This is a genomic window from Paraburkholderia tropica (assembly GCF_900109265.1).
GTDB classification, from domain to species: Bacteria; Pseudomonadota; Gammaproteobacteria; order Burkholderiales; family Burkholderiaceae; genus Paraburkholderia; species Paraburkholderia tropica.
On record NZ_FNZM01000007.1, the window covers coordinates 160,661 to 176,601 of the forward strand.

At 63.9% G+C, this 15,941-nt stretch carries 13 protein-coding genes and 1 pseudogene; 7 read left to right on the plus strand and 7 right to left on the minus strand.

The features are described from left to right. Positions 1-85: 85 nt before the first annotated feature. Entirely contained in the window at positions 86-832 is a 747-nt protein-coding gene (locus BMY06_RS13135; protein WP_124263135.1) for a hypothetical protein, read from the plus strand. A 187-nt stretch (positions 833-1,019) separates the two neighbouring features. Here the strand turns inward: BMY06_RS13135 and BMY06_RS13140 are convergent, their stop codons facing one another. The 3 genes and pseudogenes from BMY06_RS13140 to BMY06_RS40145 all read right to left on the minus strand — a co-directional run. Further along, positions 1,020-1,544, minus strand: coding sequence for a hypothetical protein (locus tag BMY06_RS13140; protein ID WP_074983577.1), 525 nt, complete (start codon positions 1,542-1,544; stop codon positions 1,020-1,022). Positions 1,545-1,553: 9 nt separating this feature from the next. Beyond that, on the minus strand, positions 1,554-3,608 hold the full coding sequence (locus BMY06_RS13145) for an alkyl/aryl-sulfatase (RefSeq protein ID WP_080180510.1): 2,055 nt from the start codon (positions 3,606-3,608) through the stop codon (positions 1,554-1,556). Positions 3,609-3,822: 214 nt separating this feature from the next. Then, a pseudogene (locus BMY06_RS40145) lies at positions 3,823-3,945 on the minus strand (integrase); the annotation flags it as partial. A gap of 336 nt (positions 3,946-4,281) precedes the next feature. Between BMY06_RS40145 and BMY06_RS13155 the strand changes: the two are divergent. After that, positions 4,282-5,694, plus strand: coding sequence for a DUF2252 domain-containing protein (locus tag BMY06_RS13155; RefSeq protein WP_074983579.1), 1,413 nt, complete (start codon positions 4,282-4,284; stop codon positions 5,692-5,694). Positions 5,695-5,740: 46 nt separating this feature from the next. On the opposite strand, the gene BMY06_RS13160 is transcribed toward BMY06_RS13155, so the two are convergent. The 4 genes from BMY06_RS13160 to BMY06_RS13175 form a co-directional block, all read right to left on the minus strand. Then, complete coding sequence (locus tag BMY06_RS13160; RefSeq protein WP_065058406.1) at positions 5,741-6,253, minus strand: hypothetical protein; 513 nt, start codon at positions 6,251-6,253, stop codon at positions 5,741-5,743. 432 nt (positions 6,254-6,685) lie between these two features. Further along, positions 6,686-7,516: a DeoR/GlpR family DNA-binding transcription regulator gene (locus BMY06_RS13165; protein ID WP_065058407.1), complete on the minus strand. Its 831-nt coding sequence runs from the start codon at positions 7,514-7,516 to the stop codon at positions 6,686-6,688. Positions 7,517-7,564: 48 nt separating this feature from the next. After that, positions 7,565-8,917 carry a GntT/GntP/DsdX family permease gene (locus BMY06_RS13170; protein ID WP_074983580.1) on the minus strand — a complete coding sequence of 451 codons (1,353 nt, stop codon included), beginning with the start codon at positions 8,915-8,917 and terminating at the stop codon, positions 7,565-7,567. 104 nt (positions 8,918-9,021) lie between these two features. Then, complete coding sequence (locus BMY06_RS13175) at positions 9,022-10,407, minus strand: homoserine dehydrogenase (RefSeq protein ID WP_074983582.1); 1,386 nt, start codon at positions 10,405-10,407, stop codon at positions 9,022-9,024. A gap of 192 nt (positions 10,408-10,599) precedes the next feature. On the opposite strand from BMY06_RS13175, the gene otnK reads away from it, so the two are divergent. The 5 genes from otnK to BMY06_RS13200 are packed head-to-tail and all read left to right on the plus strand — an operon-like array spanning position 10,600 to position 15,882. After that, positions 10,600-11,892, plus strand: a complete 1,293-nt coding sequence (gene otnK / locus BMY06_RS13180) for a 3-oxo-tetronate kinase (protein WP_074983584.1) — start codon at positions 10,600-10,602, stop codon at positions 11,890-11,892. Positions 11,893-11,903: 11 nt separating this feature from the next. Continuing rightward, the gene (otnC, locus tag BMY06_RS13185) at positions 11,904-12,551 is read left to right on the plus strand and encodes a 3-oxo-tetronate 4-phosphate decarboxylase (protein WP_173816855.1); all 648 of its coding nucleotides are present in this window, start codon (positions 11,904-11,906) and stop codon (positions 12,549-12,551) included. A 57-nt stretch (positions 12,552-12,608) separates the two neighbouring features. Further along, on the plus strand, positions 12,609-14,015 hold the full coding sequence (locus BMY06_RS13190; protein WP_080180509.1) for an MFS transporter: 1,407 nt from the start codon (positions 12,609-12,611) through the stop codon (positions 14,013-14,015). After that, entirely contained in the window at positions 14,012-14,941 is a 930-nt protein-coding gene (locus BMY06_RS13195) for an amidohydrolase family protein (RefSeq protein WP_074983586.1), read from the plus strand. Before BMY06_RS13190 ends, BMY06_RS13195 begins: the two co-directional genes overlap by 4 nt. Beyond that, complete coding sequence (locus tag BMY06_RS13200) at positions 14,938-15,882, plus strand: amidohydrolase family protein (protein WP_065058413.1); 945 nt, start codon at positions 14,938-14,940, stop codon at positions 15,880-15,882. Before BMY06_RS13195 ends, BMY06_RS13200 begins: the two co-directional genes overlap by 4 nt. Positions 15,883-15,941: the final 59 nt, after the last annotated feature.

The following is a 15,941-nucleotide window of genomic DNA, read 5'->3' on the forward strand; positions in this document are numbered from 1 at the left end:
TGACCAAGCAATGAGAGGGCAGGGAGTGGATTGCAACAGGAAGAGAACGGGGATTAACGCAGCGGTGTTGATCATGGGGTGCTCGATGATGGCTCAGGTCGCCTGTGCGATCACCGAGACCAGGACCCATCCCGGCGTTAAAACCCATAGCGTTGAGGCGCACCACGTCCAGCAATCCCGTCATTCGATGGACACGGCTCGTTCACACGAGCACCGGAGGCCTGCGCATTTGCGGCACTTGGGGCGCGCGAAACACGAGGAGCACGCCGAATACGAGGAACGTGCGAAACACACGCGAGTGGTGACAGCCAACCTGGGCGGCCGCAGATATTTTCATCGTGTGCGGTTTCACAAACACTCGGGGCACCACGTCGAGGGCCACCATGTTCAACGGGTGTCGACCGTGCAAGAGCAGTGGGCCACCCAGACCCAACACGCTCCGACCTGGGTCTTGCCGCAAGTCTGCGAACAGGTGCTGAACTACACGGGCGCGTGCCAACCGGCCGTGCTGGAGAGTTTGCGGGTTCTCGGTCTCCAGGTGCCGAATGTGGAGGACCGCGGGCAGATGGCCCAGCATCTCCAATCGATGCTGGATCGCGAGGGCTTGGAACAGGTGCAGGCTCAATGCCAGTCTGTGTTGCTTGAAGATCAGCGAAAGATCAATGGGCTTCAAACGTTATTGGCACGAGCCCATGTCGTTGCTTCGGATGACTGCTCTCAGCAGATCCAGAATCTGGCCGCCCAGGCTGCTGCCGGTCAAGGCGCGTCAGCGTCCGTTGCCACTGGAGCGTCTGATGTCGCTCAGGCACATGCGGGCGTTTCTGGAGAGTAGCGCCACGGTGGCGGGAACAGTTTTGTCGGGTTGACAGGGAAGCGACGGTGCAGGCAGGCGAAGCAATGAGCACTTGACGACCGCTTTCCGCCGTATTGCGGTCAATCGGGCGCGCGCGGCAGTGTCGATATGCGCAACGTTGCGTGGGCTCCCGGCAGATCGCGCACTCTGCCGGGAGCACGCTTTGTCAAACGACCGTAGCAGATGTATCGGCGACGACAAGCATCCGCTTGAGAGACGACGCCGATGCATCAGGCGCATCGACCAAAAAAAGCGACGCTTCAAGGGCATGTGAAATGTCGAAGCTTCCGCTTAGCCAGGCACGCAATGCCGTTTCCGATGTGACGATCACGCTGCTGCGCTTCGCATCATCCGTCGCTGTGACATCCGGCATATCGGGCACGATATCAGGATCGAAGCCATCGGTGGTCGCGTGGAAAAAGCCCCACGTGTCATTCTCGATCAGCAGGACGTAGAAGTCCGGCAAGGCGAGAAGATCGTCCGCCGCGTGGCCTGATTCAATTCGGGCCTGCAGCCGGTTGAGTGCGTCGACCGCGGACATTCGCTTACGCGCTGCTGCAAGCGCACCCTCGTCCGCTTCGACTTCGTCGACGAGACCTGCTTCGATCGCCTTGCGTGTGGCGACCGCGACACTCAGCGCGAGCGGATGGCCGATGCTGAAATCAATCTTGAATTCGCAGATTGCGCACATGGCAACACCTCAGGGCGTAACGATGTTGAACCAGAAATCGAACGTATCTAGCCACGACACGAACTCACCGAGTTTCTGGCTGTTGCCGTCAATCTTCGCATTTCCGGCCATCACGAGCTTTTGCATGTTGGTCTTGCCCATCATGATGTCGTTGAGATCGGCCCGCGCCATCGTGACCGTTGCATCGGCCGATTTTGAACGGGTGTCGGGTGAATAGTGCAGCGCGCTATTCTCGACGCCCAGTACATAGTTCTCTTTCGTGTCCGTCAGCACAAGGTTGAACGATGCCGTTTGGCCCGCCGCGCGGTCGCTGTTGAGGCGTATACCCAGATAATCCAGGAACATCGGGAGCGGCATGGCCTGGATGGTGTCAGGGCTTTGCGGGTTCGAAGCAGGCAGCTTTTTCACGCCTTCTCGCAGTTCCTTTGCACCGGTCAGGTAAAAGTTTCTCCACGAAGCCGATTCGGACTGGTAGCCCAACTGCTCATAGGTGTCTGCGAGAAGTTGCCTCGCCGCAGTGTTCTGAGGCTCGGCGAACACGACATGATTGACGACCTCTGCAACCCAGCGATAGTCGCCCTTGTTGAAATCGGCGTGCGCTTTGTTGAGTACCGCTGCCGAGCCGCCCATGAACTCCACATAGTGCTTGCCGGCTTCTGTGGGCTGCAGACGGTGGAGGTTTGCCGGCACGCCGTCGAAAAAGCCGAGCCGCAAGTTGTACTGCGCGACGGCGTCGTGATAGACCGTGCCGTAATAGCTACGGCAATACCAGTGCTTGGCGAGACTGTCGGGTAGACGCATTGCATCGCCGATCTCCAGGGGCGTCAGGCCTTGATTGGCCATTCGCAACGTTTGATCATGCAAATAGCGGAACATATCCCGTTGCGCACGCAGGAAGGGGACAATTCTGTCGTTTCCCCACGTCGGCCAGTAATGCGAAGCAAACAGCACCTGGGCATCGTCGCCAAACATATCGAGCGCTGCCTGGAGATATTTCGACCAGAGCAGGCCATCCCGCATCTTGGCACCACGAAGCGTGTACAGATTGTGCAGCGTATGCGTAGCGTCCTCGGCTGCGCAAAATGCCTTGTATTTCGGCAGGTAAAACATGAACTCTGATGGCGCCTCCGACTCCGGCGCCATCAGTACGACCAGCTCGACCCCATCGAGTGTCATCTTCTGCCCGGTCTTTTCGGCGAACATCGTGGGCACGGCGAGTGTGATCGTTCCGACGGACGTGGTTTTGCCGAGGCCCCCATCAACGATGCCGGTGGGGCTACGCGGAAGCAGCGAGCCATACATAAAGGTCGCACGGCGGCCCATTGCGTTGCCGGCGATGACATTTTCCCCCACTGCGGCTTCGGTAAAACCCGTTGGCGCCACGATCTGTACCTTGCCGGACTTCAGGTCGTCGTCGCTTGCGAGACCGCGTACCCCACCGTAGTGGTCAACGTGGCTATGCGTATAGATCACGTGGGTGATCGGCTTGTCTCCAAGATGCGGAATAACAAGCTGCTTCCAGACCGTCGAGGCCACTTCCGTCGTGATGAACGGGTCAACGACGATATAACCGTGATCGCCGCGAATGATGCTCATGACCGACAGGTCATAGCCACGCACTTGCCAGATGCCATCGACCACCTGGTAGAGGCCGTGGTTCATGTTGAGCTTGGCGTTTCGCCACAGGCTCGGGTTGACGGTGGACGGGGCATTATTCTCCGCACCGCCGTTCACGAAAGCGAACTGCTGAAGATCCCATGCGTTGACACCGCCCGGACCGGGAATGACAACGGGTTCAGGAAGTGTAGCGATCAGTCCACGTTTTGCATCCTCGAAATCCTGCGCGTCGGCAAAATTCAGGAAGTCGGCATACTGCTTGTTGATCGAGATTGTGGCGGCCGTCGCAGGTTTTGGCGCTGCTGTGGTCGGCCTCGGGGTGGAGCTGGATTGAGCGAGCGCTTCACTGACGACGCCTGGAAAGCCGGTTGCCGCGCCGGCAACCGCTACGTTCTTGAGAAATGCCCTTCTCCCGCCCACCTTTCCCGCGTCATTCGCGTCAGACATGACCGGCCTCCGATGTTTGTCAACTACAGGGTCACGAAACTGCAGAGAATCACCGCGACACGAGCATATAGAGAATTTAGACGCGGTGATTTGGCTGTGCGCAGTGTTCGCAACGCAGGTAGGAAAGGGCAGTGGATTGGCACAATCCAGATGCCGGCGAGGGAGCGCTCATGACAAGCATGCTTCGGTTTGCTCGTCCACTTCAAGAGCATCGTCTACCTTGATGCCGCTGCATGACCCTCGCGCGCGATCCGACGTGGCTGCCTTGCCAGACATCCTGCACGAGCAATCGAGTGAGGTCGCATGCGCGTAGTTTGCTATCAATTGCAGGATTGAACCCGTGGGCCGTTGTCCGGGCGCGTAGTGTTCACGTCTTCTCGATTGGCCATATCGTCCTCGCGAATGGTTTGCAGTCCAATGAAAGATTGCATACGTCGTCAATGCTCATGCAAAACCTGAGCAAGCTATCAGAAACGGCGCTCGCTCCGTTCGGGCGTGCACGTTTTCTCACGCTCGTTTCAATCAGACGTGACGTCACGTCAAATAGGAAAGTAGAACGAACGACTCGATGCTAGACTGATTTTTAACGTCCGACAGTGTGTGAAGACGTGGGCGTACGTACGGGGCAATTCTTCTCGTGCGATTGGGTGACGTATTCGAGCGAGGTGTGCAAATGGTGGCCACGCAGATCCTTGCAGAGAGACAGGCGGCGGGTCGAAAGGCGCGCGAGCGCGCGAAGCGATCCCGTCACGCGGAGATCGGAAATACGAAACGCGACCCGATCGAGCTTCTCGAGGCCAGTAGCGCGGGCCGGGTAGAGGCGCTCGTTCCTTTACGCTATGGCCGCATGTCACTTTCGCCATTCACATTCTTTAGGGGCACTGCAATAATTCAGGCCCACGACCTTGCGGGCACGGTCAATTCGGGTATCGCTTTCCCCATTTGCGGCGACGCACACCTCATGAACTTTGGCGGCTTCGCCACGCCCGAGCGACAACTGGTGTTCGACCTGAACGACTTTGATGAGGTCGCGCCCGGACCGTGGGAATGGGACCTGAAGCGGCTCGTTGGAAGTTTTGCGGTTGCGGGCGAGCATATGGGCTTCGGGCGTGGCGCGATTGGCGAATTCGTGTGGAGTGCGGTTCACGAGTACACCGAGCGCATGCGCGAATACTCGCAATACAGCTCTCTGGATTTATGGCACGAAATCATCAGCTTTGAACGCATGATGGAGCTGGCAAAGACCGAAGAGGGCCGCAGCCTGCTCGCCAGGACGTCAAAAAAAGCGGCAACGCGTACGCACGAAAGCGTGCTGGCCAAGATGGCGACGCAGCAAAACGGCAAATGGACGATTCAGGATGCGCCGCCCGCGCTGTTCCATCCCACCGGGCCTAATTCACTGCTCGGCAAGGAAAGCAACTGGACCGACACCGGGGCATGGCAAGGCAAACTCGCCAGGGCGTTCGACGCCTACCTCGACACGCTGCCGGCCGACCGCCGCCTGCTGATCGACCAGTACGAACTTCACGATATCGCGTTCAAGGTCGTGGGCGTAGGAAGTGTCGGCACGTTCTGCCTCGTGATGTTGTTCGTCGATAGCCACGGCACGCCGTTGTTTCTGCAAGTCAAGGAAGCCCGTCCTTCCGTGATCGCCCGATATTTCGATGCGAAAGCCCACGACCATCAGGGGCAGCGCGTCGTGGTCGGGCAGCGCTTGTTGCAAGCGGCGAGCGACTCGTTTCTTGGCTGGACGTCGGGACCTGCCGGACGGAATTTTTATTTCCGCCAACTGCGCGACATGAAGGTATCGGCGGAAGTGGAGCGAATGAACGCGACCATCATGCAAGGCTACGCCCGCATTTGCGGTTGGGCGCTTGCGCGCGCTCACGCAAAGGCGAGCGGGAAGGCGATTGAAATCGCAGCGTATCTCGGCAGCGGCGAGCGCATGGCCGAGGCGCTCACCGGTTACGCAACGGCCTGCGCCGCGCAGAACGAAGCCGACTACAAGGCGTTTATGAGCGCATGTCGGTCTGGAAGGCTTCAGGCGCGAAGCGACGAAGACATGGCTGCGGATTTCCGTATTTGACAATCACAATCGTGTGCGCGTTCGTTCAATGTTTCCAGTACGTCCGCTATTCGGCGGGTTGAGGGATTGGGCCGAAGAAGATTGACGAGAGCTTTCTGCGTCCGACAACCCGTGCGAGTTCGGCAATGACGCAATAGTTGAAAATCAGCGTCACGAGCATGATCTGCACGCCCCAGAAGCGCGGCCAGTTCATCTCGGCAAGCAGGTGCACGTTAGCCTGGAGGATGCTGTGCGTGTCTCTCCAGGATTCGAACAGCCTTTCCAGATAGTGGATGACGGTTGCGACCGCGGCGTACATCAGCGTTTTCCACGCAACATTCCAGATTAACGGCTTGTCCGGAAACCGGTTGATGAACGGCAACATGTCCGCGATCAGTACCGCTTTGCCCAGGATAAGCGAGGCGACGAGTACCGACGCTGAAGTGGGTATCGAAACGCCAGTCCCGAGGATCATTAGCGAGCGTACGACGACCACGATGTGCAGGATGACGAAAAAGAAAATCGTGGGCGGAAGCACTTTCATGAATTCGTGCTTTAGCGTGGCTGTCAGCGTCTTCATGACCTTAACCTCCGTCGTCTATGGACTGAATCGGTCAATGCGGGCATCGTGTGTTTCACACGATTTTTCACGAAAGGATGCGCAATCGGAAACAATGGGCCTCGTCATTTAAATACCAGATTTCAACCTGTTATAAGCGCGAGGGAGATGTGCAGATAGCGTAGCAAAGTTCGGAAATCATGAGATATTCGCGGCCGATTCGATTCGATTCGATTCGATTCGACGCGACGCGACGTGACGCGACGTGACGCGACGTGACGCGATGCGCTGCGCTGTAAATTGCCGCTCGCACCTCGTCGTCGCGAAGGTGATAAATGGCTGCAACTGGCCGACTACCGACTACCGGCTCACGCTTCGCGCATGAGATTACGCCACGCGGTGACGACGCCCAAGGCGTTTCGAACGTCCCTCGTGCCGACCCTTGCGCGCCCGCTACGAACCGACTGCCTTCTTGCCGATGGACGCCAGCTTCAACGACAGCCCCGCCGCATGAATGCCGGACGCCGCAGCCTCGGGCAGCGCCGAGTCGCTGACGATGTGGTCGAAGCGCTCCAGCCCGGCAATCTTGTACGTGCTGAAGGTGCCGTATTTCGCACTGGTGGCGAGCAGCACGGTTTGCTCGGCCACTTCCATCGCCGCGCGCTTCACATCGATCTTGGGCGGCGAGGGCGTGGTCACGCCACGGCGCAAGTCCCACGAACTGGCCGAGATAAACGCGACATCCACGGCAAGCTGGCGCAGCGTGGCCGCCGCGAGTTCGCCGACGCTCGACTGGTTCGCATGGTCCAGCAGGCCGCCGGTGTGAATCGCGGCAACATGCCCGGCGTTCATCAACTCCTGCATGATCGGAAAGTCATTGGTGATGACCGTGATGTCGGGCAGCGCGAGAATGTGCGGCACCAGCGCGAGCGTGGTGGTGCCCGCGTCCAGATACGCCGTCATGCCGGGCCGCAGAAACGACGCCGCGATTTGCGCGATGGCGCGCTTTTCCGTGGGATCGATCAGCGCCTTCGAAACATGGCTGGGCTCGGTCGCCAACTGGCTCGCCACGCGCACGCCGCCCGGCACCGAATGCACGAGGCCTTCGCGCTCCAGCAGCGCGATATCGCGCCGCACCGTCATGTGCGAGCAGCCCAGCGACTCCATCAACTGATGCAGCGACAGCACCTTGTCGCGCCGCAGCAGGCGCAGCATGGCTTCGCGCCGCTGATCGGGAATCAGCGGCGCCGTTGGGGTTTCGTCGGGTTGGGTCTTGCTCGGCATGCGGAATCTCTGGGGGGGCCGTTCGGTACGCCGCTATGTTAACCGATGTTAACGGCCGATCAATGTGCTCAGCAGCATCACGCCCGCGAGCCCGACCAGCGATTGGAGCGAGAGCATGAGCGACCACGTGCGCAGCGTCTGCGCGACGGAGAGCTGGAAGTATTCCTTGAACAGCCAGAAACCGGAATCGTTGACATGCGAGAGCATCACCGCGCCCGAGGCCGTCGCGAGCGCCATCAGTTCCGGCGAGACGCCCGGATGCGCCACGAGCAGCGGCGCGACGATACCGCTCGCCGCCACGGTCGCCACCGTCGCCGAGCCTACGCAGATGCGAAGCAGTGCCGCGAGCGCCCAGGCGAGCAGCAGCGGACTGACCGCCCAGTGCATCGAATGGTCGACGATGATCGTGTCGAGGTGAATCGACTTGAGCATCTGGCTGAAGCCACCGCCCGCGCCCAGAATCAGCAGGATCGTGCTGAGCGGCGCCACGCCCTTGTTGACCATTTTCTGCATCGCCGCCAGCGCGTAGCCGCCGCGCACGCCCAGCGCGAACCACGCGAACACCACCGCGGCGAGCAGCGAAAGAATCGGGTCGTTGAGCGCCTGGAAGAACACGAAGGCGCTACTGTCTCTCGCGGCGTGTCCCATGCCCACCGTGCCCGCCAACATCAAGCCTGGCGGAATCAGCAGCGAGATCACGGACAGCGGCAGCGAGGCCGTCGATTCACGCACGTCCTCGCCGCGCGTGCCGCCGGGGCCCGCCGCGAGATCGGGGGCCGGCCCGAAGAAACGCCGCGCCGCGAGCGTAAATAGCGGGCCGCAGAGAATCGCGCTCGGGATCGCAATCGTCAACCCATAGAGCAACGTGAGCCCGGTATTCGCGTGATAGGCAGACACCGCCTGCGTGGGCGCCGGATGCGGCGGCAGCAAGCCGTGCGACACGTACAGGCCGGCCGCGACCGGCAAGCCGATATAGAGCAGGTGGCTTTTCGTGCGCCGCGCGATCGTGTAGACGAGCGGCGCGAGCATGATGAAGCTCACATCGAACAGATGCGGCATGCCGACCAGCAGCGCCGCCGCGCAGATCGTCCACGGCGTGAGCCAGAGCGGCCGCTTGCCGACGAACGCATTGGCGATGCGATCCGCGCCGCCCGTACCGATCAGGATGCCGCCGAGCACGGCGCCCAGGCCGACGACCGGCCCGGTTCGCGCGAGCGCGCCGCCAAAGCCTTGAGTGAAACTTTCGATGCTGTGCTCCGGCGTGACGCCGGCCAGCAGGCCGAGCCCGAGCGCCGACAACGTCAGCGCCACGAACGGGCTCAGCCGTACGCGCACGATCAGCAAGATCAGCACGACGATGGCGCTCACTGCCATCGCGATGGTTGCGACCTCTCCCCGCATGGTGTCTCCCTGTATTTATCGCGCGTCGCTGTCCGGGCTCGGACGGGCGTCGGCGCAAGTGCGGAGGCGCCCGCGCTTGCCATGCCGCGCCGCGTCCACCGAACTCACTTCGCGCCGGCTTGCCACGCTGCCAGCAGCGCTTCGTCCGCGTTTTGCAGGTGATCGAGCGTCAGCAGTTCGCCGGCCGCCACGTCGCGCGCGAGCGTCGCGTGCGCCGCCAGATAGAGCGGCGCGACATTCGCGCCCGCCGCTTCGCGCGGCAGCAGCACGGCTTGCACGCCCGTCACGTCGTGATGATGACCGCCCATGTGGAGCACCGTGCCCGCCTTGATGTCGTCCGTCGCGCGGCCTGCGAGCACCGCGCATTGGGTCGGTTGCGCGGCGCCCGTCGGCCGTCCGTGCAGCACGGCTTCGAGCAGCGTGATCGGGGTCTCGACGCCCATGAAGTGATACGGCAGATAGAGGCACGCATAGCGGCCGTTGCGGCTCACCACATGGCCCTTCTGCGCGAGCAGCGCCCAGGTGGGCGCGTCGGTCGTGCGCACGACCACGAATACGCCGCCTGCGAAACTCGCCTCGTCCGGGCGGCGCAGCATGTTGAACACGTCGATGACGCCCGTGCGCGAGAGCACGCCGCCGTCTTCGCGCAGCGCGTAGATATCGGCGAGTTCGGTGGTGCGCGCGACCGGGTAGTGCAGCAGTTCGACGTCGGGCACGAGACCCGTGTTGGTTGCCACCACCGTCATCTCGCAGTAGTCGGCGGTGGCCGAGGTCTTGCGGCCGCGCAACGCCGCGCGGCGCGCGGCGAGCGTGGCGGCAACGTCGTCGCCGAGCGTCATCATGTTCGCGAGTTCCGGCGCGGCAAAGCGCTGATCGAGCTGCGTCACTTCGCCGGTGGCGTCGTCGAACACGAGGTCGTACTCGCTCGACTTGCCCGCCGCGACGATGTCGAGTCCCAGCGTGCGCGCCCACGAGACCCAGCCGATCAGGTTCGACGGCTGGTCGCCGTCCGCCGTGGTGTAGACCACGCCTTGCTGCGCCGCGAATTGCGCGAGCGACACGCCCGCCACGGCGTCGACTTCCTTGCTGACCATCGCGACATGGCGCTTCGCTTCGAGCGCGGCGCGCGCGGCGCGGTAACCGACCGACGGATTGCCCGTGCCTTCGACAAGAATGTCGAACGCGGCCGGATCGAGCAGCGCCACGTCGCGCACCAGTGCGATCTGGCCCGGCGCGAGCGAGCGCACGCTGGCGGCATCACTGCATTCGACGAGCGACGCCGCGTCGTAGCCGAGTTCGAGGCACAGCGCGCGCAGGCCCCCGAGATCGAGATCGCAGAGCACCGTGGGCGCGAGGCGGTCGATCAGGCGCGTTTGCGCGAGCAGCGTGCGCGCGAAACCGCCGCCCGCGCCGGTCAGCGCGTAGCGGATGACCGGGCTGGCGGGCGAGCGGGACGCGGAAGCCGCGCGGAAAAGCAGTTCGAAGTTCATAAAGGGTGTCCCCAGTGGTTGGGTGGCCGCTCGGCTGCGCACTTCGCCAGCGAACGGATGCGCGAGCTACGGATCGCACGTTGTCTGAACGCGAATTTAACTTTCATTACCATCGCAGTCAACTTTTCTATCAGGCTTTAACATATTAGAACATCGAGGCTATAATCGGTTGACATTGAGGAGAAGAAGGCAATGACCCCTAATCTGCAAACAGCCCCGAACGCGCCGCTGCTCGGCTGCATCGCGGACGACTTCACCGGCGCGACCGACCTCGCCAGCATGTTGGTCCGCGGCGGCATGCGCACGGTGCAGCTCATTGACGTGCCGCGCGGCGCTGAGCCCGTCGCGGCCGACGCCCTCGTGGTCGCGCTCAAGTCGCGCACGATTCCCGCCGGCGAGGCCGTCGCGCAGTCGCTCGCCGCGCTCGCGTGGCTTCAGGCGCAGGGCTGCCGCCAGTTCTATTTCAAATACTGCTCGACCTTCGACTCGACGCCCGCCGGGAATATCGGCCCGGTTGCCGAGGCGCTGATGAAGGCACTCGGGACGGATTTCGCCATCGCCTGTCCCGCGTTCCCCGAGAACGGCCGCACGGTGTATCGCGGCTATCTGTTCGTGGCCGACGCGCTGCTCAGCGAATCGGGAATGGAAAAGCATCCGCTCACGCCGATGACCGACCCGAATCTCGTGCGCGTGCTGGCTGCGCAAAGCACGCTGCCGGTCGGCCTGCTGCGCTACGACGCGATCGCCGCGGGCGAGCAGCCCACGCGCGAGGCGACGGCGAAACTGCGCGCGCAAGGCGTGGGCCTCGCGATTGCCGACGCCGTGTCGAACGACGATCTGCGCTCGCTGGGCCAGGCGTTCGCCGACGCGCCGCTGCTCACGGGCGGCTCGGGCCTCGCCATCGGTCTGCCGGACAACTTCCGCCGCGCCGGTTTGCTCGGTGCGGGCGAAGCGGCCGCGCAACTGCCCGCCGTGGGCGGCCGCGCGGTGGTGCTCGCCGGCAGCAGCTCGCGCGCGAGCCAGGCGCAGGTCGCGCACTGGCGCGCGAGCCGTCCCGCGCTGCGCATCGATCCGCTCGCGCTCGCCGCCGGCGAGCCGGTGGTGGACGCCGCGCTCGCGTTCTTCGATCAACACCCCGACGAAACCGTGCTGATCTACGCGACGGCCGCGTCCGGGGAACTGGGCGCGATCCAGTCGCAACTGGGCGTCGAACGGGCAGGGCAGCTCGTGGAAGGCGCGCTGGCCGCCATCGCGCGCGAACTCGCGCAGCGCGGCGTGCATCGCTTCGCGGTGGCGGGCGGCGAAACCTCGGGAGCGGTAGTGCAGGCGCTGGGCGTCTCGCGGCTGCGTATCGGCGCGCCGATCGATCCGGGCGTGCCCTGGACGATCGGTGACGGCCCGCACGGCCCCATCGCGCTCGCGCTCAAATCCGGCAATTTCGGCGGCACGGACTTCTTCACGCGCGCCCTCGCGCTTCAGTCATGACCAGGATCTCCATGAATCAGGAAAGCACGCTGCGCGAAGCGATCGCGCGCATCGGCAAAAGTCTCTTCGATCGCGGTTACGCGGCGGGCACGGCGGGCAACATCAGCGCGCGGCTCGACGACGGCTGGCTCATCACGCCCACCGACGCGTGTCTCGGCGATCTCGATCCCGCGCGCATCGCCAAGGTGAGCGCGGCGGGCGAATGGGTGGCCGGCGACAAGCCGTCCAAGACGCTCGCGCTGCACCGCGCCGTCTACGACCATCAGCCCGACATGCACGCGGTCGTGCACACGCATTCGACGCACCTCGTCGCGCTCACGCTCGCGGGCGTCTGGCGCGCGGACGATGTGCTGCCGCCGATCACGCCGTACTACGTGATGAAGGTCGGCCACGTTCCGCTGATTCCCTATTGCCGCCCGGGCGACCCGCAGGTGGCCGAGCGCGTGCGCGAGCTCGCGGGCAGCGTGCGCGGCGTGCTGCTCGAACGGCTCGGGCCGGTGGTATGGCATCGCAGCCTGCGCGAAGCGTCCGCGATGCTCGAAGAACTCGAGGAAACGGCACGCCTCGTTCTGATGATGCAGGCGCAGGGCAGGAGCGTCGAGCCGCTCGGCGAGGACCAGATCGACGAGTTGCGCACGACGTTCGGCGCACGCTGGTAAGCGGATTCGGCGGCGACGCCCGCCATGCGATAGACGAGACGATACCCGGAGGAGACCATGCAAACCGATACCGACGCTCATTCGCCCCACGCGCCCCACGCGCCTCACGCGTCCCCTGCGCTCCCGCCGGCGCAGGACAAGCCGCGCTCGCTGCGCGCGCTGCTCGCCACGACGCGCTGGCGCATGATCCTGATGCTGTTCGCGCTCTATACGGTGAACTGCATCGACCGGATGTCGCTCTCGGTCGGCATGCCGTCGATCGTGCATGAGTTCGCGTTGAGCCCGGCGATGCAAGGTCTCGTGCTCTCCGCGTTCTTCTGGACCTACAGCACGTTCCAGATTCCCGCGGGCTGGGCCGCCGACCGCTTCGGCGCGCGCCGCATGATCGGCATCGCCGCGGTGCTGTGGGGCGGTTTTCAGTGCGTCGCCGGATTCGCGATCAACGGCGTGATGCTGCTGCTCACGCGTATCGGCCTCGGCGTGTTCGAAGCGCCCTACATGCCTTCCGCGACCAAGCTCGCCGCCGCGTGGCTGCCGCCCGGCGAACGCGCGCGCGGTCTCACACTGATCGACAGCGGCGCGCCGCTCGGATCGGCGGTGGGCGGGCTCGTCATCAGCGCGCTGATCGGCGCGTCGGGCTCGTGGCGTACCGCATTCATCGTGGTCGGCATTTCGACCGTGGTGCTCGGCGTCGCCGTCTATCTGATGCTGCGCGAAACGCCGGAACAGCACGCGCGCCTCGACGCCGCGGAAGCGCACGAGATTCGCGAGGCCAAACGCGTGGCCGGCGAAATGCCTGGCGGCGCCGCACGCGCGCCGCTCACGCGCGGCACGCTCGCCGCCATGGTGATCGGGCGGATCGGCTGGGCCACGGTGTTCTTCGGTCTGGTCACCTGGGGGCCTAACTATCTTTCGGCGGGACGCGGACTCGATATCCGCAGTATGGGCATCGCCACGTTCGCGATCTTTCTCGCGGGCGCGCTGGGCGAAATTCTCTCGGGCGCGATCGCCGACTGGCTGCAACGCGTGATGCCGCGCGCGCGGGCGATGAAACTGCTGTTCGGCGTGTCGGGCGGCATGTCGTTGCTGTGCCTCGTGGCGCTGCCGTTCGTCGAAGACGTGCGCCTCGCCGTGGCCGTGCTCGCCATCGGCGTGTTCTTCCACCTGTGGGGCGGTCTCTACTGGCTGATTCCCGCGATGCTCGCGCCGCGCGAGCAAGTCGGGCTGGTGGGCGGCGTGATGAACTTCGCGGGCACGGGCGGAGCGATCGCGGTGCCGATCGTGGTCGGCGTAATCGTGCAGATGACGGGCGGCTATCACATGGCGCTGCTGTTTCTCGCGGCGAGCGCGCTGACCTATCTGATCGGCTCGCTGCTGATCGACTTCGGCGCGAAGCCGCTTGTGAGCCATGCAGGCAGTGCGAGCACGGCAAGCGCCGCCACGCATACGGCGGAACGCACATGAACACGAAGTACGACGGCCCCATCGTCGACGCGCACCAGCACTTCTGGGCGCTCGCGGGGCGACATCATCCGTGGCTCGCGCCGGGCGTGCGCGTGCCGCATCGCTACGGCGACTACGAGGCCATCAAGCGCGACTATCTGCCTGCCGACTATCGCCGCGACGCGGCCGCTCACGACGTGGTCGCTACCGTCTACGTGGAAGCGGAATGGGACCCGGCCACGCCGCTCGACGAAACGCGCTTCGTCACGGCGCTCGCGCGCGAGCACGGTTTGCCGAACGCGATGGCGGCGCAGGCCTGGCTCGACGCCGCCGATGTCGCCGAGGTGCTGGCCGCGCAAAGCCGCTTCGAACTCGTGCGCAGCGTGCGCCACAAACCCGCGCACGCGCACGCCTCGTCGGGCAACACGCTGATGTCGAACGGCCGCTGGCGCGACGGCTACGCGCAACTCGCGCAATACGGCCTGCATTTCGAGCTGCAAACGCCTTGGCGTCATCTGCGCGAAGCGGCGGCGCTCGCGCGCGATTTTCCCGACACGATGCTGATCGTCAATCACGCGGGTGTGCCCGGCAACCGCACGGCCAGCACGCTGCATGGATGGCGCGAAGCGCTCGCGCCGCTCGCGGCGCGGCCGAATACCGTCGTGAAGGTGTCCGGTCTGTGCGAAGCGGGCCAGCCGTGGAGCGTGGAAGCGAACCGCGACGTGCTCGGCACGCTGCGCGAACTATTCGGGGCGCAACGGCTCATGTTCGGCAGCAATTTTCCCGTCGACGGCCTGTTTCTTTCGCTCGACGCGCTCATCGACGGCTTTAAAACGCTGGTGTCGGCGTGGAGCGCCGCGGAGCAGCGCGCCTTTTTTCACGACACGGCGACGCGGGTGTATCGGCCCGTCGACCTGTCGAATCCTTCTACAAGGACTCCACGATGACTTCCACGGCAAGCAGCAACGCATCGGCCAATGCGCTCGGTTTCGATCTACCGATCTTCGATGCGCACCATCACTTCTGGGATCTCGGCGACGGCCATTTCCCGTGGCTCACCGACGACTACGACGAGCACTTCTTCCTCGGCGACTACCGCCGCATGTGCCAGAACTTCCTGCCGCCGCAATATCGCGCGGCGACGGCGGGTTTCGACGTGATCGGCACCGTGCATGTGGAAGCGGAACGCTCGCGCCGCGAGCAGGTGCAGGAAACCGAATTTCTCACGCGGCTGAACGCGGCAACGGGATTGCCGAGCGCCATCGTCGGCCATGTGTTCTTCGTGCAGCCCGACTGCGAAGCGGTCCTCGCGGGTCACGCGAAAAGCCCGCTCGCGCGCGGCGTGCGCTCGAAGCCGGAAATCTCGTCGGGCCCCGGCGAATCGGTGCGCGGCCAGCCCGGCACGATGCAGGACGAGGCATGGCTGCGCGGTCTCGCCATGCTCGAACGCTTCGGCTTTTCGTGGGATTTGCGCGTGCCGTACTGGCATCTGGAAGAAGCGGCCGACGTCGCGCGCGCGTTCCCGAATACGCCCATCGTGACGAACCATCTGGGTCTGCCGCTCGACCGCTCGGAAGCGGGGGTGGCGATCTGGCGGCGCGGCATGCAGGCACTGGCGGATTGCCCCAATGTATTTCTTAAGGTATCCGAACTGGGTCTGCCGAACGGGACGTGGGACAGCGCGAGCAACCGCCGCGTGATTCGCGAAGCCGTGGATCTGTTCGGCTTCGAGCGGTCGATGTTCGCGAGCAATCTGCCGGTCGGCAATCTCTCGGCGACTTTCACCGAAATCGTCGCCGATGTGATTGGCGCTTTGCCCCACGCCACCGAAAGCGAGTTGCGCGCGCTGTTCGCGGGCACGGCACAGCGCTTTTATCGCGTCGGCTGAGAAGGCAACAACCGGGCGACGCGCGAGCGACGCCCGACAAAGTCGCGCACGTGCTGCGC